The organism is Roseibacillus persicicus (assembly GCF_014651675.1).
GTDB lineage: Bacteria > Verrucomicrobiota > Verrucomicrobiia > Verrucomicrobiales > Akkermansiaceae > Roseibacillus > Roseibacillus persicicus.
Map to the genome: position 1 here is coordinate 76,567 of NZ_BMXI01000004.1, position 19,490 is coordinate 96,056.

The following is a 19,490-nucleotide window of genomic DNA, read 5'->3' on the forward strand; positions in this document are numbered from 1 at the left end:
AATCAGTGCTGTCCTAACGAAATTTCACCGGCAGAGATTTTTCCAAATGAGCGAGAAGTGCTTGGTGAGCTGCGTCGACTTCCTTGGTCTTCAAAGTTTTGTCATCCGCCCGATAGAGGAAGGTGTAGGCCACGGATTTCTTGTCGGCGGCAATCTTTTCTCCCGAGGGGTCGCTGAACAAGCTGACGCAGCGACTGGAAACCAACAGAGGCTCCTTGAATTTGGCCAAAGCAGATTCCACTTCCGAGGCGGCCAAGTCGAGAGGCAGTTCCATCGCAACATCGCGGCTGGAACCCGGGAACTGCGGCAGGTCTGTCACGGGAGCTCCACTGCTGACGATTTTGGCGAGCTTGGCCATATCCAGCTCCGCAATGTGAGTTTCCAGCGGGAGGTCCAGTTCGCGGCAGCGAGCAGGCGCCAGGCGTCCCACCACTCCGATATTGGCGTCTCCGAGATGCACGGTGGCAGTCAGGAGGTAGCCTCCCAAGTCCTTGGCCTTGAAAGTGAGTGGCAGATTGGGCGCCAGCGACTGCAAGGTCGCCTTCAGATCATAGATGTCGCTGCTCGCCGGGTGAGTGTTTGCCCACGAGGGCGGGTTCTGTTGACCGGTCTGCAAAATAGCGAGAACGGGGAATTCGTTATCTTTCTTTTTACCGCCGCCGAAGTGGCGAAAGCAGGTGCCAGCTTCGAACAAGCGAATCGCCTTTGCACCCTGCCGCGCATTGTTCGCCGCCGAGGCCACCAGGCCGGGCGCGAGCGATGGGCGCATTATCGAATGGTCCTCCGAAAGCGGCAAGGCAACCCGAATGAAGTCAGCATCTTGAAGAGGCTTGAGCGGAAGCAGATCGGGAATCTGGGATTCGGCGATGAGCTTAATGGTCTGGCACTCATAGAACCCGAGGGCCCCGAGGTGCTTTTTGAGCGAGAGCTCGGCATCGTAGAATTTGTCGCTCGCCGAGCGGGGAACGGCATGGGCAAGAGTCGAAACCGGAATGCGGTCGAAGCCGATTACGCGCACGACTTCTTCTATCAGATCAATGGGTCGGGTCAGGTCGGGACGGTTGGAAGGAATGGACCATGAGCCATCGCCACAGTCACTCAAGCCCAGCCGGGTCAGACAATCGGTGGCCTCTTCCATGGTGATACTCCCCGCGCTCACCTGATTGAGCTGTTCTTCCGAAAAGGTCACCTTCGGAAAGTCCGCTGGAATTTGCCCTGCCACCTCAATGGGTTCGGCCTTTCCTCCCGCGAGCTCCAGAATCAGTTCAATCGCGCGCGCTGCGGCGGGAAGAACCATGCCCGGATCGGCTTGGCGCTCGAAGCGGTAGGACGAGTCCGAAGTGAGAATCAATCGGCGGGAGGTGCGGCGAATCTCGGATGGAGTGAACCAGGCGGATTCGAGAATCAGGTCTGTGGTCGTTTCGGTCACACCCGAGTCCAGACCACCCATTACCCCGGCCAGCGCAAGTGCGGCTCCGCTTTCGTCGGAAATCACGCAGTCCTCGGAGAGCAGGGTGTAATCCTCTTCGTCGAGGGCCTTGAAGACCTCGCCGCCGGGAGAATTCCGAACCAGCAGGTTGCCGGTGACCTTGGCCGCATCAAAGGCATGCAGTGGTTGGCCGAGGTCGTGGAGAATGTAGTTGGTGATGTCGACCACGTTGTTGATGGGACGCAGACCAATCGCTTCCAGCTTGGACTTCAGCCAGGCAGGAGACTCCCCCACCTTGACCCCACTGATGCGAGTGGAGGTGTAGTAGGGGCAGGTTCCGCTTGAGAGAACGACCGGAGACGAAGTGGTCTCGAAGGCAGGGGTCGCCAAGTCCTTCAGCTCCCGCTTGGAAAGTACCGACAGCTCGCGAGCGACTCCGCGGTGGGAAAGAGAGTCGGGCCGGTTAGGCGTCACTTCCAATTCGAAAACGGTATCCGAGGGATAGAGATCCTGGAGTTTGGTGCCGATCACTGAATCGGCAGGGAGTATCATCAGACCGTCTTCCTCATCTGGCATTCCGATCTCGGAAGCGCCGCAGAGCATTCCCAAGGACGCCACCCCGCGCAGTTTGCCTTCCTTGATGACGAATCCCCCACCCAGGTCTGCTCCGGGCAAGGCGCAAGGAACCTTGTCGCCCACAGAGTAATTCTTTGCCCCACAGACAATCTGCCTCAACTCAGGTTCCCCGGCATCCACCATGCAGACCTTCAATTTGTCCGCGTCGGGGTGTTGCTGGGCCTCTTTAATCTGAGCAACGACGATGAGCTCTGAAGGAATCCCCTTTGACTCGATGCCCTCCACCTCGATGCCCGAAAAGGTCAGCAAATCGGAAATCTCCGCAGTCGAAAGTTCCGCAAGGTCGATATGATCGTTGAGCCAGGAAAGAGAGGTATTCATCAGTCGGGGGCTGAGGTTCCAGATTCCGCCGACTCACGCAAGGTTTTTAAGAGTCTGGCAAGCATCCCCGAGCCGGACAGAGCGTGACTCCTTCGTCAAATAGAAGCGAAATAGTGCGCAAAAAGAAGTCGGCCTTCGACATAACCTCTTACCAAATGAGAAAATTCCTTCTGCTGTTCCTGTGCGTCAGTTCGTTGGCACCGGCCCTCGCGAGCCAACCCAATATCCTGTGGATCGTCACGGACGACCATCGCGCGGATTCGATTCGCGCCTTCAATCGGGCTGAATCCCAGCGCGACCATTCTGCTCTCGGATTTGTCAGCTCTCCGGCTGCGGACCAATTGGCCAAGGAAGGGGTTCTCTTTACCCGCGCCTATTGCAACTCGCCGGGCTGTGCTCCCAGCCGGACCTCGATGCATTACGGAATGTATCCCCATCGCTCGGGTCACTTTGGCTTCGAGAATTCCCATCGGGCCCTTCCTGTCTCTCAAAAAACTTTGCCCGAGCTCATGCAGGACCTCGGCTACACCACCGCGCACTTCGGCAAAGACGGTCTCAGGATTTTTAACTATGATCCCCAAAAGTTGCAGAAAGCCTCCCTCTACGACTTTTCGATTTCTCAGAAAGAGCTCTATCAGCACGATCGCACTGATTGGTCCAAGCGGGGCGTCTGGGCTGATGGAAAGAATCAGGGTGACGAGTTCTTTTGGAACCTTCCCGGCAAGCCCGCTCGCTATCTCTTGCCGAAAGATGGCCAAGCCAGCGAAGAAGTTTTGAGTGAAAAGCGCCGCGTGGAAAAGGAGCTGGACCTTCTTTACTCCTATGAGCGCGCAAATCCCAATCTGGTCGTGGGAGGAGTCAGCCCGTGTGCCACCGCAAATACACAGGATGGGCAAATTTCATCGGCCTTCCGCTCCTATCTCGCCCATGCCGACGAAAAATACCAAGCCCCCTGGAAGCAAAAACTGCAAGGCCCTCCAAGCGACAAGCCTCTCTTTGCCGCGCTCTGCCACCACTTTCCCCACACTCCCGTTCTTCCCTCCGGGGAGTTCCGCAAGAAGTTCGCCGATCAGGTCTATGAGATTCCTGACTTCACCAAAGATGAACTCGAAACGCTTCCGCCCCAGCTCGTCAATTGGTTCGAGAAAACAAATTTCGCGGACATGAAGGCGGAGGACAAACAGCAGGCTATTCGCGACTACTTCGCGTTCTGTGCGATGGGCGATCATCTCATCGGCCTGTCGGTGGCAAACTTCAAGGAGTTTAGCAGAAAGCAGGGACGTGATTATCTCATTCTCTACGTCATTGGTGACCATGGCTGGCACTTGGGCGAACAAGGCGGAGAGTCTAAATTCGCACCTTACGATACCTCTAACCATTGCGCGGTGATCGCGGTGTCCTCGGACAAGGAGACTTGGCCTGCCGGTCAAGTGTCCGATAGCTTTGTGGAATTCGTAGACCTGGCCCCTACCCTCCTGCGCGCTGGGGGGGCGGAGTTGGGTGACCCTGCCTACCAGCATCTCGACGGTCTTCCTATGGACGAGATTCTCACCAGCAAGGTCTCTCGCGATTATGTGATTGGCGAGATGAACCATGTCATTGGGCCCCGGTGCTACCTGCGTTCCAAAGATTTTGGCTTCTCCATGCGGCACCGCGAAAAGAACGGAAAACCCGGGGAGAAATGGGGGCAGCCTCCGGGCCACGATATCCAGTGGGGACTCACTGCCCCTATTGAATCGGTTGAGCTCGCGCTCTTCGACCTCCGAAACGACCCGATGGAACAAAACAATGTGGCGGACGATCCCGCCTACCGGAAGCTCGCCGAGTGGTTTCGGGAAAAGCTCGGTCGCATCGTTCTGGGCGACAATCGCCTGGAAGCGGATTGGAGCCAGAAGGAGTCTTTCCAAATCACCAATTTCGCTGCGGGTGCGCACGACCATAAGCTTGAAATTCCTGCCGGTTTGATTCCAGCCCTCTAACAGAACTTACATTTTAAACTCAATTATGAAGCCTCCAATCATTCTTTCCTCTCTCGCCTTGTTCGCGCAGTCTCTCGGCGCGCTTGAGAAGCCAAACATCATCCTCGTATTTGCCGATGACATCAGCGCTCGCGAGCTTCCTCTCTACGGCTCATCGTCCTGGAGCCCTCCTGCCGGCGGCGACACCAACGACCCCGCCTACCGCGCCCACACCCCTGTTCTGGAGCAAATGGCCGAGGAAGGTTGCTGGATCGAGACCGCTTGGGCAGCCACCGTCTGCTCCCCCAGTCGAGCCATGATGATGACTGGGCGCTATGCTCATCTCCACAAGTGGTGGCACAACAAGGACGTCGGACTCGCCCCCGAACCCAATCCTAAAAAGCAAAAGTGGAACCTCTGCGATAGCTCCCCCATTCAGCTCGGACACGTGGCGCAAAAGGCAGGCTACGCGACCTACTGGGCGGGCAAGACCCAGATGCCCGGCGACCTTCGCCGTTATGGATATGACGAAGGTTGCCTCACGCCGGGCAATCTCTCTGATACCGACAATCCCTTCACCGACTTCAAGCATTTCTACAAGAAGGTCGATGGCAAGCGCGTCCTCTTCGATGTCGACACTGGCAAGGAGGTGGACACCTACCAGCAGCATGGATGGTATTGGTATCCCCATGTCCGTCTCATGAATGCGAAGGGCAAGAGCGGCTTTCAGTGGTGGCCCAATACCGAAGAATCGATTGCCGAATTCGGCCTGGGCACATACGGGCCTGATGTCGAACTAGACTTTGTCTTCGACTATATGGACCGTCAGAAGGAGGCGGGAAAACCCTTTTTCATCTACCATTGTTCACACCTCGGACACGATGCCTGGGACTGGCTTAACCCGGCTTCTTCATCCAAATGGCCTGGCACTCCCGTCATCAAATGGACGGGCAAGGGGTATGAGCGCACCACGCCCCACATCACCGGTGATCAAGGGAAGTATGAGACCCATGGCACTGTGACGGAGCCCGGGATTCACCATCACGTCAACTACCTCGATTACCAGATCTGGCTCTATCAAAAAAAAATCGAGGAAATGGGCATAGCCGACAACACCGTCCTCATTTTTTGTGCCGACAATGGAACCAGCGGCTATGGAAAGTCGAGTAGTGATCGTCAAAAAGGCACCCACGTTCCCCTTATCATTCATGCGCCTGGACTCACTAAGCGAGGCAAGCAGGATATTCTCGTCAATCTCTCCGATTTTCTCCCTACTATTGCGGAACTCACCGGCTATCAGCTTCCGGCAGATTATGAAATCAATGGAGAGAGCCTAGTGCCTTTTCTCTTCTCCGACAAAACCGACCATCGGGATTGGATCTACGCTTATCAGAAGAGTGAAACCTTGATTCGGGGTCGTAAGGTGATGAAAGATGGTCGTGGAAAGTGGTGGGACGTTGAGAACACCCCCGCAGACCTGATTTCTTTTCCTCAAATCAAGGATTGGAAAGCTCTCTCGCCCGAACATCGCGCTGAACGTAAAAAGCTCACTGGAATCATTCCTCGATTCGATCTTCATGCCACCCAGCATGATGCGCCAGCGAATAAGTGACTGAATGCCAGAGATCTTTTCTATCGCTGTAAACTGATTGCATAAAAAAGCCGGCTCCTCTGACGAGAAGCCGGCCATCAGTAGCAAATATTGAGGAGGCGCTAGGCTTTCAGATCGAAGCGATCAAGGTTCATCACCTTGTCCCAAGCGGCCACAAAATCATTGACGAATTTCTCTTCGCTGTCGCCGCAACCGTAGACTTCGGCGAGAGCGCGCAGGATGGAATTTGAGCCAAAGACCAAGTCTACCCGGGTCGCGGACCAACGGGTTTCCCCCGTGTTGCGATCAAGTCCGACAAAGGCGTTTCCGCAAGGTGAAGCCTGCTTCCACTCCACTCCCATATCCAGGAGGTTGACGAAGAAGTCATTGGTGAGCTTACCAGGTTGATGGGTGAAGACTCCGTAGTTGCTGCCGTCGTAATTGGCATTGAGCACTCGCATTCCTCCCACCAGAACAGTGAGTTCAGGTGGGGTCAGGGTCAGCAACTGGGCCTTGTCGACAAGCAACGCTTCGGCGGGGATTGAGTAGGCTCCCTTCAAATAGTTCCGGAAACCATCGGCAATGGGCTCCAGAACTTCGAAGGACTCGGTATCGGTCTCTTCTTCGCTGGCGTCCATGCGACCAGGGGTGAAAGGCACCTCGACTTCGTGGCCCGCGTCTTTCGCAGCTTTTTCAATTGCCGCACAACCACCGAGCACGATGAGGTCGGCCAGGGAGATCTTCTTTTCATTCTGGGAGTCATTGAACTCAGCCTGAACCGCCTCCAGCACTTCGATGGCGTGGGCCAGTTGGGTGGGATGATTGACTTCCCAATCCTTCTGCGGAGCCAAGCGAACCCGGGCTCCGTTGGCACCTCCTCGTTTGTCGGAACCCCGGAAGGTCGAGGCGGAAGCCCATGCGGTAGAGACCAGTTGGGAGACCGTTAGGCCAGAGTTGAGAATCTTCTCCTTCAATCCCGCGACGTCACTCCCGTCCACCAGAGGGTGGTCAACAGCGGGGATTGGATCTTGCCAGATGAGGTCTTCGGCTGGCACCTCGGGTCCGAGGTAGCGCGTCTTCGGCCCCATGTCCCGGTGAGTGAGCTTGAACCAGGCGCGGGCGAATGCCTCGGCGAACTCCTCGGGGTTTTCAAGAAAGTGGCGGGAGATTTTCTCGTATTCCGGGTCGGCCCGCAGGGCGATGTCGGAGGTGAGCATGGTGGGCTTGATCTTCTTCTCGGAATGCGCGTCGGGGATGATGTCGTCGGCATCCTTCGCCACCCACTGGTGAGCTCCAGCAGGGCTCTTCGTGAGCTCCCATTCATATTTGAACAGGTTCTCGAAGTAGTAGTTGCTCCACTGGGTCGGGGTCTGGGTCCAGACCACTTCCAAGCCACTGGTGATGGTGTCGGCCCCTTTCCCAGTGCCGTAACTATTTTTCCATCCAAAGCCTTGTTCTTCGATTGGAGCCGCTTCCGCGTCGGGTCCCACGTTGTCGGCAGGACCTGCGCCGTGAGTCTTTCCAAAAGTGTGACCACCAGCGATGAGGGCGACGGTTTCGTAATCGTTCATCGCCATGCGTCCAAAGGTCACACGAATATCGTGGGCCGAGAGGAGAGGGTCGGGATTGCCGTCGGGGCCTTCCGGGTTGACATAGATGAGCCCCATCTGAACAGCCGCGAGAGGATTCTCGAGCCCTTCACTGTGGGTCTTGCCATCGGCATCATCATCGGACACCAATACTCCTTCGCCTTCCGCTCCTTCAGAACCCTGGGGATACCGTTCGTCGCCTCCCAGCCAAGTGGTCTCGCGGCCCCAATAGACGTCCTGATCTGGCTCCCAGGTATCTTCCCGGCCACCGGCAAATCCGAAGGTCTTAAAGCCCATGGACTCGAGCGCGACATTGCCCGCCAATATCATCAGGTCAGCCCACGAAAGTTTACGTCCATACTTTTGTTTGACGGGCCAGAGGAGGCGTCGAGCCTTATCGAGACTCACGTTGTCCGGCCAGCTATTCAGGGGGGCAAAACGTTGTTGCCCGCGACCTCCCCCGCCCCGCCCGTCGGCAGTCCGGTAGGTGCCTGCGCTATGCCAAGCCATACGGATGAAAAGTGGGCCATAGTGTCCCCAGTCGGCTGGCCACCAGTCCTTGGAATCGGTCATCACTTTGTTCAAGTCGGCTTTCACTGCCGCGAGGTCGAGAGACTCGAACTCCCTGGCGTAATCGAACTCTTCTCCGAGAGGGTTGGACTTATTGGAATGCTGGTTGAGCAATTCAATTTTCAGGCGATTGGGCCACCAATCTTCGTTGGAGGTTCCTCCACCTGCGGTTGCTGCTGTGTGTCCCATCGGACATCCGGATGCTTCTGACATGGCTTTTATTTAGTTTTAGGATTTCTGTTTAGAGTTGAGTTCTGGAAATGAGAATCATGAGTTCACCGCTCGGCTATTTTGGCAGCTAGGACAGATGCCCCAGTAGATGACTTCGGCTTCATCGATCTCGAAGCCCCAGTCCTGCGAGGCGGTTAGACAGGGAGTGTGGCCGACCGCGCAGTCGACATCGACGGTGACTCCGCACTTGCGGCAGATAAGGTGATGGTGGTTGTCCCCCACCCGATCTTCGAAACGAGCAGGCGAACCCGAGGGCTGGATCCGCCGAATCAGCCCCTTTTCTGAAAGAAGCCCCAGGGAATCATAGACGGCTTGTCGCGAGACGGTTCCGATCTCGTCCCGAACCGCCTTGGAAATGGAGTCAGCCGTTCCGTGAGGCTCTCCAGCCACGGCTTTCAATACGGCAAGACGCTGGGCTGTTACTGCCAGGCCGTGGTCTCGGAGAAGTTGAACGGAGTCGGTCACGCGGAAAGATTTGCTCGAGTTCTGGACTGAGTCAAGAATTTGATTGATTCTAGTTTTCGGTCTCGATTTTCTTTGGGAGAGAAAGGAGAGGGTTCCCCCGCCTTGACCCGGTCATGACCTACGGGCAAAGAGCCCTCGCAATATGTCTTGGCTCTTTCTCACTGTTTGCTCTTCCGCTCTTCTTGGTCTCTATGACTTCTTCAAGAAGCTTGCGGTTCGGGGAAATGCGGTGCTACCTGTTCTATTTGGTGGCATTTGTGCGGGCGGACTCGCGTGGCTGCCGTTTGTTGTCTGGTCGGCGCTTTCGCCGGAGAGCCTTCCGCACCCGAGTCTGCATGTCACCGCCATCTCTGCTCAAGAGCATGGACTGCTATTGATTAAGTCGCTCATCGTGGTGGCCTCCTGGATATTTGGATACATCGGCTTGAAAGAATTGCCGCTCTCCATAGCGACTCCGATCCGAGCCACCAGCCCAGTCTGGACCATCGCCTTTGCGTTGCTGATTTTTTCGGAAAGTCCCTCCATGAGACAATGGAGCGGAGTCGCGGTGATTCTCGCTTCCTTCTTCCTTTTTTCCTTCGCGGGGAGAAAAGAAGGAATTCACTTTCATCGTAGCAAGGCGGTCTACCTCATCATCGCCGCTACTCTTCTGGGGGCGAGTTCATCTCTCTTCGACAAATACCTGCTGCAATCAGTGGGTCTCAATCCCACTGAAGTTCAGGCCTGGTTCTCCCTCTATTCGGTCCTCGCGATGCTCCCGGCTCTCTGGTGGTGGCGCAGTCGAACTGACCGTCAGGTCTTTCAATTCCGGTGGTCCATCCCCGCCATCGGTCTCACCTTGCTAGCTGCCGACTGGCTATACTTCACCGCTATTGCCGCTCCCGATGCTCTCATCTCCATCATTGCGCCCGTCCGTCGTGCCGCCACCGTGGTATCCTTCACGCTGGGTATTCTCCTCCTGAAGGAGCCCTTCCGGGTAAGCAAGGGATTGGCAGTGTTGGGGATTTTGGTCGGCGTCTTTCTCTTGGCCTGAGACTGAGGCGCGGCTCTCTGGGCTTGCGGAATTGAAGAAGTCAGTGGTTTTGCTTCGGTGCGACAAATCGTGTTTTCAGCTGCGTTGGACGCGGTTCAGCGGGTTCGTAAAAGCGCATGTTTTTCCCTACCCGATTGTGGTCTCCGATATCGTTGCGGGCCTGTTCGGCCAGTTCTAACAGTCTCGCCACCACCTCAGGATTCGCGGCGGCAACATTCTTGGTTTCACTGGGATCATCGATCAGGTGATAGAGGACGGGTTCAGGAAAACCAATGTCGTCCCGGGGATGGATGTGTGCGCTCTTGCGGTGCCTGCCCAGCCATTCCGGATGTTGGGGACGAGGAAGGTGGAGCTTCCAGGGACCTTGGCGAACGGCCTGGAGATGAGACAGCAGGTAGTAGTAGTAGGCCTTGTTCGGGTTGGCTTCTGCGAACTTTCCCTCGAACAAGGGGGTAATATCCTCCCCGTCAATCACTCGATCGGAAGGCACTTTTCCGCCAGCCAGTTTGGCGAAGGTAGGCATCAGGTCCATAGTGGTTGCTATCGCTTCGCAGCTCCGCCCGGCGGGAACACGTCCAGGAGCCCACAGGATGGCTGGCACTCTGACTCCCCCTTCCCAAGTGGAAACCTTTCCACTGCGAAACAGTCCCGCGGAACCGCCGCGGTCTTTCACGAGTGAGCCATCGGCGTAGTTTTTGTTTTTGTTCAACCAAGGTCCGTTGTCGCTGGTGAAGAGAAGGTAGGTATTCTCTTGGAGTTCGAGTTCCTTGAGGGTTGCGACAATGCGCCCCACACTGGCATCGATTTCTCGGATGACGTCCCCATAAAGCCCTCTCTCGGACTGACCCCGAAATTCCTCCGACGCCGCCAATCGGGTGTGAGGCATGGTGTGAGGGACATAGAGAAAAAATGGCTTTTCCGCAGCCGCACTACGCTGGATGAAACCGACGGCCTCCTCGGTGTAGCGCTGGGTCAAGGTGTCCATCGGGGCCTTCCGCTCAACGAGTTCTTCGTCTCGATAGAGATCAACGTAGCTGTCGTTGCTAGTCGGAGTTCCAAAGAAAAAATCGAAGCCCTGATGGGGAGGCATCAGCTCGGGATTGAAGTGTGTCTGGGAGTGGCCCGCCAAATCCCATTTGCCGATGCACCCGGTCGTATAGCCCACTTCTTTGAGGACCTCGGCCACCGTGACTTCCCGCTCGTGGAGAATCGGGTGAATGTTTTTGAAGTTGTCCCGCTCGGCCACCCTCATGGGATAGCAACCCGTCATCACCGCTGCCCGGGAGGGACCGCAGATCGGTTGAGCATAAAAGCTCGTGAACTTGATCCCCTCTGCCGCCAATTGGTCGAGATGAGGGGTTTTGATCTTCTTTGAACCGAAGCAGCCGACATCCTCGTATCCTTGGTCGTCGGTAAAGATAAGAATCAGATTGGGCTGTCCCGCGCCTTTGGCAAAACAGCAAAACGAGGTGACTAAAATAGGGATGAGTTTGAGGGCTGAAGTCATGTCTGTGGACCGGGATGTAAGATTCTCCAGTGATTGAATCTCTTACCGAACAGTGACAGATGTTCTTGCTGCCGGCAAAGGCCCACTATTTCAGTTCAGAAGTGGAAACTCGCTCATTGAAGAATGAAACCCAGTCGCGCCAGTCTTGTTTCTGCGAGTGGGGATATCCAAAACATGTTGAGCAACAGTGGTTAGACCTGGGTTGGCTTAGGTCGTTCGGTTCCTCGTTGAAGGAACAGCTTGCTGACTCCTCAGCTCGGACGAAGGGGGTTCTGAATATGCGATTGTGGACTGAAATTTTCAATTTGAGTCCTTGGAGAACTCTGTGAATCGCCATTTTTCTGACCCAAAAATGGGGAGCACTTCTGCTCCCCCGGGATTCATCAGAGGAGGCGGGTTTTGCCGCACCCCTCAACTCTTGCGAATTTTACTTCTTCTTCGGTACGTGCTTCGGATTGGGCGTCATCATCTGGGCATCCACCGACTTGCGCCAATCCTGCATCTTCTTGAGAAGTCGTTGCGCCAGCTCGGGCTTTTCCTCCGCCAAGTTCTTACTTTCGCTCGGGTCGTTGGCGAGGTCGAAGAGCTCCAAGGCTCCGTCTTCAAAGAACTCAATCAGCTTCCAATCCCCTTCGCGAACCGCGCCGTAGGGCTTGGTGCGGTGGTAGTGCGGATAGTGCCAATAGAGCGTGTCCCGGTCGAGGTCCTCCACTTCGCCTTTCAGCAAGGGAGTGAGATTGAGTCCATCGCAATGTTCGTCGGGACGGGCTGGCAGTCCGGCCATTTTCAACAAGGTTGGGTAGAAGTCGGTTCCAATCACAGGAACGTCGCTGGAGCTACCCGCTTGAATTTCGCCAGGCCACCGCACCACGAAGGGCTCGCGCACTCCGCCCTCATGGGAAAAGGCCTTGTAGTCCCGCAGGCCTCCACTGGTCTCGGGATAGTCTCCGCCATTGTCGCCTGTTAGAATGACCACGGTATTGTCGGCGATCCCGAGTTCTTCCAATTTGGCCATGAGACGCCCCACGCTATTATCGAGGCTTTCCACCATGCCGGCCCGCTTGGGATTGAGCAGTTCATTCTTCTTGTTGTCGAAGCCCTTGGCCTTTTCCTGATACTTTTTCACCAACTCCGGGGGAGCCATGATGGGGCCGTGCAGAGTGTAGTAGGAGAAGTAGAGGAGGAAGGGATTCTCCGCTTTGCTCTGCTCGTCGAGGTAGTCCAAGGCCGCATCGGTGAGCTTGTCGGTCAGGTAATCCCCTTTCTCGCCATCATCGAGGTTGGGCATGCCAAAGGGGGAAAAATACTTGCCGGGACCCTTGGGCTGTCCCCACTCGCGACCTCCCACGTTCAGGTCGAAACCATGGTCGGTGGGATAGTGTTCTTCAAAGTCTTCCGCATCAATGGGCATCAAGTGCCACTTGCCAAAGAACCCGGTGCTATAGCCGCCCTCCTTCAAGGCTTCGGGCAAGACCACCCGTTCATGGTCGATGCGCATATTCCAATCCGGAACCGCCAGCGGAGCACGCGGACGGACATGTCCTTTGATCCAATCCGTGAGATGAATCCGCGCCGGATAACATCCTGTTAGAATAGCTGCCCGACTTGGAGAGCAGACCGTGCAAGCCGCGTAGGCATTGCTGAAAATCATCCCCTGGTCCGCCAGCTTGTCGATATTGGGAGTCTCATAGAATTCCGCCCCATAGCAGCCAAAGTCCCCCCACCCGAGGTCATCGACGAGAAGAAAGACAAAGTTGGGACGGTCCTCCGCCGCTGCCGGCAAACCAGCAAGGAGGAGAGAGAAGAGAAGAAGCGGAATCGTTTTCATTGGTAGGAAGAAACCGGAATACGTGCTGAATCACCCAAGGCTGTCACAAGACTCAGCGGTAATGCAGCCCAGGAATTCTCGATGAAAAAGCCGACAAAGAAAATCCAAACTGTGTATTTCGGTCTAAAAGCAGTTCCCGTGCTAACCCCCTCAAGGGTTCTCTCTCAACGGTTGTCGCCATCCGCTTGGAAAGCTTTCCGCGATCCCTACTCCTCGAATTCATCAAAAGGCGCCGAGTCCTCGGGCGTGAGTGGACGATAGAAATTCCCAGCGCAGTTGCCCGTTTGCGCCACCGCATTTCCTCCTTTGCCAAAGGTGACGATGTTGTCCGTAATCACCGAGTTCACCACGTTGTGCAGCTTCATCACCGTCTGGGTCTGGACGGTATCAACGACATTGTTAGAGAATATCAGGTTGGAAGAATTCTCGATATTGATGAAAGAACGACCGTTGGGCTTCTCGTCCACAGTGCGGGTCTTGGCACGCGAATCCACTTCCTGTTTGATACTGTTGCCCGTCATCACCAGGTTTCGCGACGAACCGACGTGACAGAAGGCGCCAAAGGCTGCCGCCCCAGTGGAGAGTTTCCAATTGAACAAGGTGTTGTTATTGATCGTGGTCTGCTGGGCATCCTTGAGAACAAAGCATTTGCTCACGTAGGCAAAGCCATTGCCGTTCAGACTCGAGGAAACCGCTGCACCCAAGGTCACCCCGGTCTCCAGATCGGCGAAGCAGTTGTTCTTGATCATGCAGATGGGGTTGTGACCTTGCATCCGGATGCCGTAGACCATCTGCGCGAACCAACTGTCCGTGATGTAGCAGACGTCACAATACTCCGTCTCGATTCCGACATAGAGATCAGTGAAAACGCAGCTGTTGACCCGCAGCATCTCGTTCTTTCCGGGCCCCTTGGGAAAGAAGAGCGCGCGCTGCCCCTCTTTCTCGACATCCTGATAGCGACCCTCCGCTGGATACCAGTGTAGGCCTCGGAAATTGGGTTCGTCACCCCGAAAGCGGCTATACCCCTTCGCGGTGTCGACATCGGTATTGTTGTGCCCCACGAAGGTCATCCCCTCGACCTCAACCTTGCAGTTTTGATAAGGCCAAGGGCTGTCTCCCGCAGGAAAGGACTGGGAGTGGCTTGCCCGATTGAAAGTGATGCAATGGGGACCGGTGTTCTCGCCAAAGAGGAAGATGGTCCCGCTTTTTAAGTTCATCCCGAAAATATCGAGCCCTCCGTGGGCCGTTCCCTTGAGCTTCAGGCACACCAACTCAACCGCAATCGGAGCATCGATGAAATAGACTCCCGGGTGAAAAGTGAAATCCGCCGACACATCCTCAAGAGCCGCCGTGCGTTCGAAAATCTCCTGAAGTGCCGCCGAGACATCACGCTTTCCGGTGTTATCCAAGTGATAGTCGAATTGCCCTTGATCCGTCTTCACCTCCACCGTCTTAAAGCGCTCCTCCGTCACGGCAAGCTCCTCCAAAGGCTGAAGCGGCTTCCCTGCCAAGAACGAAGTCATCATTGCCAGAAGGGTCAACACGGTGAGCGTTGTAGTTTTCTCTCTCATGACTCCTTCACTACCCAGCCCCCACCCAATTGGCCATCCTCGGTTCAAAAACTGCCTTTCTCCTTCCCTGTCCTCTCGGAGACTTTCGCGCGAGCGCGTCCGACCAAAGACATCCAGACACGAAAAAGCCCCGGCAAAACTGCCGGGGCCTTTCCGTAACCTGGTGGAGGCGAGGGGAGTCGAACCCCTGTCCTAGATGCCTTTCTTGAAAGCGTCTACATGTGTAGCCAGACGTTTTCTAGTTTAAGGAACCCGAGCCTCATCTGGCGCGTTCTAGGTTCCCGATTATCCTGTTAGTTCTCGCCGCTTTGCCCGGATACCCGGCGCTGCAGCCAGTCTGCTAAGTAGTCGCCCCGCACCCTAACAGACATCAGGATTGGGACGTTGCCGTCAATTAAGCAGCAAGTGCGAGCTCGTTAGAGTCTGCAATTATGTTTTTGGACGGCTTTTTAAGAGGCCAACCGACCAACCTCTACATGCAGCCATCGATTCCAGCATCCAGTCGAAGCCGGGACGCCCCCTCTCAGGTTACGGAGATAAGATGCAGCGGGAATGCAATTTATTCAAGTGAATCTTCGAAAACCGCGCGCACCAATCCGAGGCCGCGCTCACCGGGAAAGAGTCCCAGCTCCATCTGGTTCATGACGTAGGCAAAAGAGATCCCAGTCTGCGGGTCGCAAAAGGCGTGGCTGCCCCCTGCCCCGGGATGACCGAAGGCCTCGAGATTGGGGCCGAACAACTGGCGCGACTTTTTCCCCTCGTGCACCGGATCGAACATCGTGCCCGCGCCGAAAGAAGTCTCCAGCTGCAAAACCTGGTCCGGTCCCTGCACCAGACGACTGGCCAGAAGGTCACGGATCTCCGCCGGGAAAATTTCCTGCTCAGTCTGCCCCAGAACAGCTTGGTAAAAGTGCGCCAAGGCCTTCGCCGACCCCACCCCTCCGAAGGCGGGAAAGCCTCCGGCCCAGGCCGCGGGATCGTTCATCTCGCTGGCGGACTGATAGCCTTTGAGCGAGCCGAATGCGCGACGGGCCAAGGAGCCTTCGGTCTGCATCGCGGTATAGAATGCCTTCTCCTCTTTGCGCACGATGTATCGCCCGGGATAGAGCTTGGCGACGCGCGGAAACTCGCTTTCCGGCAGTCCGATCCAAAAATCCAGCCCCAAGGGTTCGGCCACCCACTCGCGCCAGCATTCGCCCAAACGCTTTTGCAAAAGCCGCTCGCAGAGTTCGTCTAACAGAAAGCCAATCGAACGGGCGTGATAGCCATGTTCGCTGGCAGGTTCCCAGAACGGCTCGGCCTCTTCCAGCGCCGTCACGACAGCCGCCCGATTCGCGACCTCGACCACACCATTGACCCCGGGCAATCCGGCCTGATGGGAAAGAAGCTCCAGAAAGGTCAAATCCCCCACTCCGAGTTCAGGCCAGACTCGTTCGACGAAGTCATCCGGAGTCAGCCCGGCATGCTTGAGCGCCAAGAGAAAGGTCGCTGCTGCCGGCCCCTTGGACACGGAGTAGACGGGAGCGAGGGTTTCGTCGGTCCAAGCCCGCTCCTGCTCGCGCTCGCACCATCCACTGGAAAGGGTCGCCACCTCGCGGCCGTTTTGCCAAACCGAGACCGAAGCTCCAATCTCGTCCCGCTCGGCAAAGTTCTCCGCGAAGACTGCTCGCAACCGTTCCAAATTCATGGCGCTGCCTTACTGGCTGAGGCGGCAAAGAACAAAGGCAAAAGTGGAGCGAGAACCTGCCGATTCCAAAACCACCCCCTTTTTTGCAATCGACCGTTCCGACCGAGCTGACAGGATTCGGTCGGTTATGAAGATATTCGCTTGGATTTCGGGAATCTTGCTTTCGCTCTTGATTGTTCTCGCCGCTCTCTATTTTGGGAAAAGCGTGTCAGGAACAACCCGTTCAGGCGGTCCTGCCTTTGGAAACTACTCGCCCCTCGCCACCGTCGAGTTTGATGATTTTTCCCAGCTTCAGATTCTTAAGATGGAAGTGGGGCGATTAGTGGACGGGAATCCAACTCCGCCGAAAACGGGGCTGTTTTCAGTGCAATCGAGCGGCTCATCGACGTCTTCGTATTCCAACCGTTTTCAAATCGAAACGAAGGAAATCAATGGCGAAATTGCAGCCCGAATCTATGCCAACTCCCATGCTCCCTCCGGCCTTTTTCTTCTCGTCAAAGCACCCTTTCTGAAAGGGGCGCTCAAAAAGTCTTTTTACAATGGTCAGCTTGCCGATCACGCCTTCGGCAAAAGCGGTGTTTTCAATGTCGAGTTCATCAAAAGCCCGTCCACCGAGATGCAGAGCGGCCGCCTCGATATCCCACCCATGTGCCTCCAGTTGGCGGACGGCAAAGGAGGGTGGCACACGTCTATCGGCCCGATTCAGGAAGACAAGGCCTTGGATGACCTCGCGGTGGTGGCTTTTCCGGTGTGGCCCGTGAGTGAAAAGACCCTGGAGTTCCGAGCCATCATTCCCGGAGAACAGCCGGAGACCTTTACCCTGCCCAACCCTTTCCATCGAATTGCGGTTGGAACCACTGCACCCAAAAGTCTTCCGCAAACTCACCGCGAAAAAGATTTCGCGCTCACTCTTCGCTCCGCAACCATTCATTCCCTCCCTGAACTCGGAGAAGTGGTCACCATCGACTACGAGTTTGAGAGTCATCTCCCTCAGACCGGCCTCCGTTTTCCAGCCCGAGAAGCGGTCTTTACGGAATATCCCACCCTCCGCAACCAGCTGGGACAATGGACTCCTGTAGGCCACTTTGAAATCGCTGCCGGGGATTACGAGGGAGGCTTCTTGATCAGCGCCGACAGCCGGGATTTCGAGGTGGCCTTTTCCATCGAACGAAGCACGGCTTATCCGCGCGCGCTCGGTGATGTCATCGTTTTGGGCAAGGCAAAGGTGGAGGCGGATGGAACCACGATCACGATGCTCTCGTCGGAAAAGCATTTGGGGCTGAAGCGTCTTACCCTCTCTCCCAGCGGAAAAGCCTACCACAGCGCCACGACCCAGATTGATGCTGAATTTGAATGGAAAAGTAAAAAGGCCCGGGCGTTCGCTATCGGAAGCCTGCAGTATGATAATGCGGCGCTCTATCTTTTCTTTGCTTCGGAGACCTTCTCGCGAGGACAAGTCAACTTGGGCTCAGGGGGAAGCGGCTGGCGAGGTGAGACCTCAACCATGGAACTCCATCAACCTTGGTACGGTGAGCTTAAGGCTGGCGACACTCTCACGATTGGAATGGCCCGGGTTCTGCCAGTGCAAGAAGTGAGGTTTGGTTTCGACCGCAGCCAATTGGGGTCGCGCTGATTTGCGCGGCAGTGGTAGCAGCGGGTTGAAAACTTTGTTGGCCGAGTTCGGAGTTGGAGAAGGAAGGACAATTCGCCACACTGCAGCCCATGCCCACCGTCCTGCTCATCGAAGACGAACCTGCCATTGCCGATACCGTGCTCTATGCGCTGCGGACGGAGGGGTTCGCCGTTCATCACGCTTCGACGGGTCAGGCGGGGTTGAGTTGGTTGCAGGGCAATCCCTGTGACTTTCTGGTCCTGGATATTGGGCTGCCGGATATTTTGGGCTTTGACGTTTGTCGTCAGGTGCGGACTTTTTCGCAAATTCCCGTGCTCTTTTTGACCGCGCGGGATTCAGAAATCGATCAGGTGTTGGGGCTGGAACTGGGAGCGGATGATTACGTCACCAAGCCCTTCTCTCCCCGCGCGGTGGTGGCGCGGGTTCGTGCGATCTTGCGACGGTCGAATTCTGCCGAAGAAGAAAAGACCGCCATCGGACAGTTCCTTCATCATGACGAATCCTCCATGGCCATCTTGTGCCTAGGGCAACCGCTGAACCTAACCGCCCACGAGTATAAGCTGCTCGCTCTGTTGATGAAGCAACCTGGCCGCACCTTCACCCGCGATCAGATTCTAATGCAGGCTTGGGAAGATCCGGGCTCGGCCATGGACCGCACCATCGACGCTCACATCAAGACCCTGCGAGCCAAAATCCGCCTGGCCGCCCCCGAGCACGACGACCCGATTCAAACTCGCCGCGGCTTGGGCTACTGTCTGGTTCTCTAACAGAGTGTCCGAGTCCTAGCTGGCCAGAGCCTCCATCAACTCCTCCAGAATTTCAGAAGCGTCTTCCCGGAGTTTCTCGCGCTCTCTATCGTCCAGCTTTTGATCGGATTTTGCTTTTTGCTCCAAGGCGACGAGAGCCGACTGCTTTCGTTCGATGGTCGCGCGCTTTCCTTTGCTCAATTTGTCAGTGAGGATACCGAACCACATGAGCTCCTGAGCATTGATCTGTTCGCGGTTGATGTCCAAGGTTGCAGTGGCTGCATTCATCTCACCGTCGGCTGCTTCCAAGGTCTCGAGGCGCAAGCTTTCGAGCTCCTTGGTCATCGAGGCTGCTCCCTGTTTGCCTGCCTGAATCACTGCGGTGATATACTGCTGACCCAAATTTGAAAACTCCTCCTCGGTGAGCCTTTCCTCGTGAACCGCTGAAACAAGGTAGGTATAGAAGTCCAGCGGCTCTCCCTCCCGACTCTCCGATATCTTGAGCAAACCCGATTCGAGCACGCTCAACTTCCAAGCATCGAACTCGGCTTTGACCGATTGAAATTCTCGCTGGGCAAGGCCCCGGTCTCCTACCCGGCTTTTTCTTTGGGCGTGTGCCAAGGAGGAGCCGAACAAGGCTAAGGACGTAAGAATAATCATTTGTCTTTTCATCTCGAAGAAAGGAACCCTTCAAG

General features: G+C 55.9%; 13 protein-coding genes and 1 other RNA gene. 5 read left to right on the top strand and 9 right to left on the bottom strand.

The features are described 5' to 3' along the window. Positions 1 to 13 precede the first annotated feature (13 nt). On the bottom strand, positions 14 to 2,386 hold the full coding sequence (pheT, locus tag IE099_RS05980) for a phenylalanine--tRNA ligase subunit beta (RefSeq protein WP_189568284.1): 2,373 nt from the start codon (positions 2,384 to 2,386) through the stop codon (positions 14 to 16). A 155-nt stretch (positions 2,387 to 2,541) separates the two neighbouring features. Between pheT and IE099_RS05985 the strand changes: the two genes are divergently transcribed. Both IE099_RS05985 and IE099_RS05990 read left to right on the top strand, forming a co-directional pair. Next, positions 2,542 to 4,365 (top strand): sulfatase-like hydrolase/transferase, encoded by a 1,824-nt coding sequence (locus IE099_RS05985; protein ID WP_189568286.1) that lies wholly within the window; start codon positions 2,542 to 2,544, stop codon positions 4,363 to 4,365. Between the two features lie 25 nt (positions 4,366 to 4,390). Next, positions 4,391 to 5,956: a sulfatase-like hydrolase/transferase gene (locus IE099_RS05990; protein WP_189568288.1), complete on the top strand. Its 1,566-nt coding sequence runs from the start codon at positions 4,391 to 4,393 to the stop codon at positions 5,954 to 5,956. 101 nt (positions 5,957 to 6,057) lie between these two features. Here the strand turns inward: IE099_RS05990 and katG are convergent, their stop codons facing one another. Both katG and IE099_RS06000 read right to left on the bottom strand, forming a co-directional pair. Continuing rightward, positions 6,058 to 8,307: a catalase/peroxidase HPI gene (gene katG / locus IE099_RS05995; protein WP_189568290.1), complete on the bottom strand. Its 2,250-nt coding sequence runs from the start codon at positions 8,305 to 8,307 to the stop codon at positions 6,058 to 6,060. A 54-nt stretch (positions 8,308 to 8,361) separates the two neighbouring features. Continuing rightward, entirely contained in the window at positions 8,362 to 8,790 is a 429-nt protein-coding gene (locus IE099_RS06000) for a Fur family transcriptional regulator (RefSeq protein WP_189568292.1), read from the bottom strand. A gap of 142 nt (positions 8,791 to 8,932) precedes the next feature. Between IE099_RS06000 and IE099_RS06005 the strand changes: the two genes are divergently transcribed. Continuing rightward, positions 8,933 to 9,823, top strand: a complete 891-nt coding sequence (locus tag IE099_RS06005) for a DMT family transporter (RefSeq protein ID WP_189568294.1) — start codon at positions 8,933 to 8,935, stop codon at positions 9,821 to 9,823. 40 nt (positions 9,824 to 9,863) lie between these two features. On the opposite strand, the gene IE099_RS06010 is transcribed toward IE099_RS06005, so the two are convergent. From IE099_RS06010 to IE099_RS06030, 5 genes are all read right to left on the bottom strand, one after another. After that, on the bottom strand, positions 9,864 to 11,330 hold the full coding sequence (locus IE099_RS06010; protein WP_189568296.1) for a sulfatase family protein: 1,467 nt from the start codon (positions 11,328 to 11,330) through the stop codon (positions 9,864 to 9,866). A 427-nt stretch (positions 11,331 to 11,757) separates the two neighbouring features. Continuing rightward, positions 11,758 to 13,158 (bottom strand): sulfatase, encoded by a 1,401-nt coding sequence (locus IE099_RS06015; RefSeq protein WP_189568298.1) that lies wholly within the window; start codon positions 13,156 to 13,158, stop codon positions 11,758 to 11,760. Between the two features lie 206 nt (positions 13,159 to 13,364). After that, a complete protein-coding gene (locus IE099_RS06020; RefSeq protein ID WP_229809411.1) occupies positions 13,365 to 14,729 on the bottom strand; it encodes a NosD domain-containing protein in 1,365 nt (454 codons plus the stop codon). A gap of 161 nt (positions 14,730 to 14,890) precedes the next feature. Next, positions 14,891 to 15,250, bottom strand: a transfer-messenger RNA (tmRNA) gene (ssrA, locus tag IE099_RS06025). 38 nt (positions 15,251 to 15,288) lie between these two features. After that, entirely contained in the window at positions 15,289 to 16,416 is a 1,128-nt protein-coding gene (locus IE099_RS06030; RefSeq protein WP_189568300.1) for a serine hydrolase domain-containing protein, read from the bottom strand. Positions 16,417 to 16,543: 127 nt separating this feature from the next. Here IE099_RS06030 and IE099_RS06035 point away from each other — a divergent pair, with 127 nt between their 5' ends. Continuing rightward, the gene (locus IE099_RS06035) at positions 16,544 to 18,049 is read left to right on the top strand and encodes a hypothetical protein (protein ID WP_189568302.1); all 1,506 of its coding nucleotides are present in this window, start codon (positions 16,544 to 16,546) and stop codon (positions 18,047 to 18,049) included. A gap of 89 nt (positions 18,050 to 18,138) precedes the next feature. Beyond that, positions 18,139 to 18,816 (top strand): two-component system response regulator CreB, encoded by a 678-nt coding sequence (creB, locus tag IE099_RS06040; protein ID WP_189568304.1) that lies wholly within the window; start codon positions 18,139 to 18,141, stop codon positions 18,814 to 18,816. 15 nt (positions 18,817 to 18,831) lie between these two features. Here creB and IE099_RS06045 read toward each other — a convergent pair whose 3' ends face one another. Continuing rightward, positions 18,832 to 19,455, bottom strand: a complete 624-nt coding sequence (locus IE099_RS06045) for a hypothetical protein (protein ID WP_189568305.1) — start codon at positions 19,453 to 19,455, stop codon at positions 18,832 to 18,834. Positions 19,456 to 19,490: the final 35 nt, after the last annotated feature.

Bases quoted from the DNA above. Each gene is read 5' to 3' on its own strand.
- IE099_RS06005 (WP_189568294.1), top strand. From the start codon at position 8,933: ATGTCTTGGCTCTTTCTCACTGTTTGCTCTTCCGCTCTTCTTGGTCTC.
- IE099_RS06015 (WP_189568298.1), bottom strand. From the start codon at position 13,158: ATGAAAACGATTCCGCTTCTTCTCTTCTCTCTCCTCCTTGCTGGTTTG.
- IE099_RS06020 (WP_229809411.1), bottom strand. From the start codon at position 14,729: ATGAGAGAGAAAACTACAACGCTCACCGTGTTGACCCTTCTGGCAATG.
- katG (WP_189568290.1), bottom strand. From the start codon at position 8,307: ATGTCAGAAGCATCCGGATGTCCGATGGGACACACAGCAGCAACCGCA.
- IE099_RS06030 (WP_189568300.1), bottom strand. From the start codon at position 16,416: ATGAATTTGGAACGGTTGCGAGCAGTCTTCGCGGAGAACTTTGCCGAG.
- IE099_RS05990 (WP_189568288.1), top strand. From the start codon at position 4,391: ATGAAGCCTCCAATCATTCTTTCCTCTCTCGCCTTGTTCGCGCAGTCT.
- IE099_RS06010 (WP_189568296.1), bottom strand. From the start codon at position 11,330: ATGACTTCAGCCCTCAAACTCATCCCTATTTTAGTCACCTCGTTTTGC.
- IE099_RS06035 (WP_189568302.1), top strand. From the start codon at position 16,544: ATGAAGATATTCGCTTGGATTTCGGGAATCTTGCTTTCGCTCTTGATT.
- IE099_RS06045 (WP_189568305.1), bottom strand. From the start codon at position 19,455: ATGATTATTCTTACGTCCTTAGCCTTGTTCGGCTCCTCCTTGGCACAC.
- IE099_RS05985 (WP_189568286.1), top strand. From the start codon at position 2,542: ATGAGAAAATTCCTTCTGCTGTTCCTGTGCGTCAGTTCGTTGGCACCG.
- pheT (WP_189568284.1), bottom strand. From the start codon at position 2,386: ATGAATACCTCTCTTTCCTGGCTCAACGATCATATCGACCTTGCGGAA.
- creB (WP_189568304.1), top strand. From the start codon at position 18,139: ATGCCCACCGTCCTGCTCATCGAAGACGAACCTGCCATTGCCGATACC.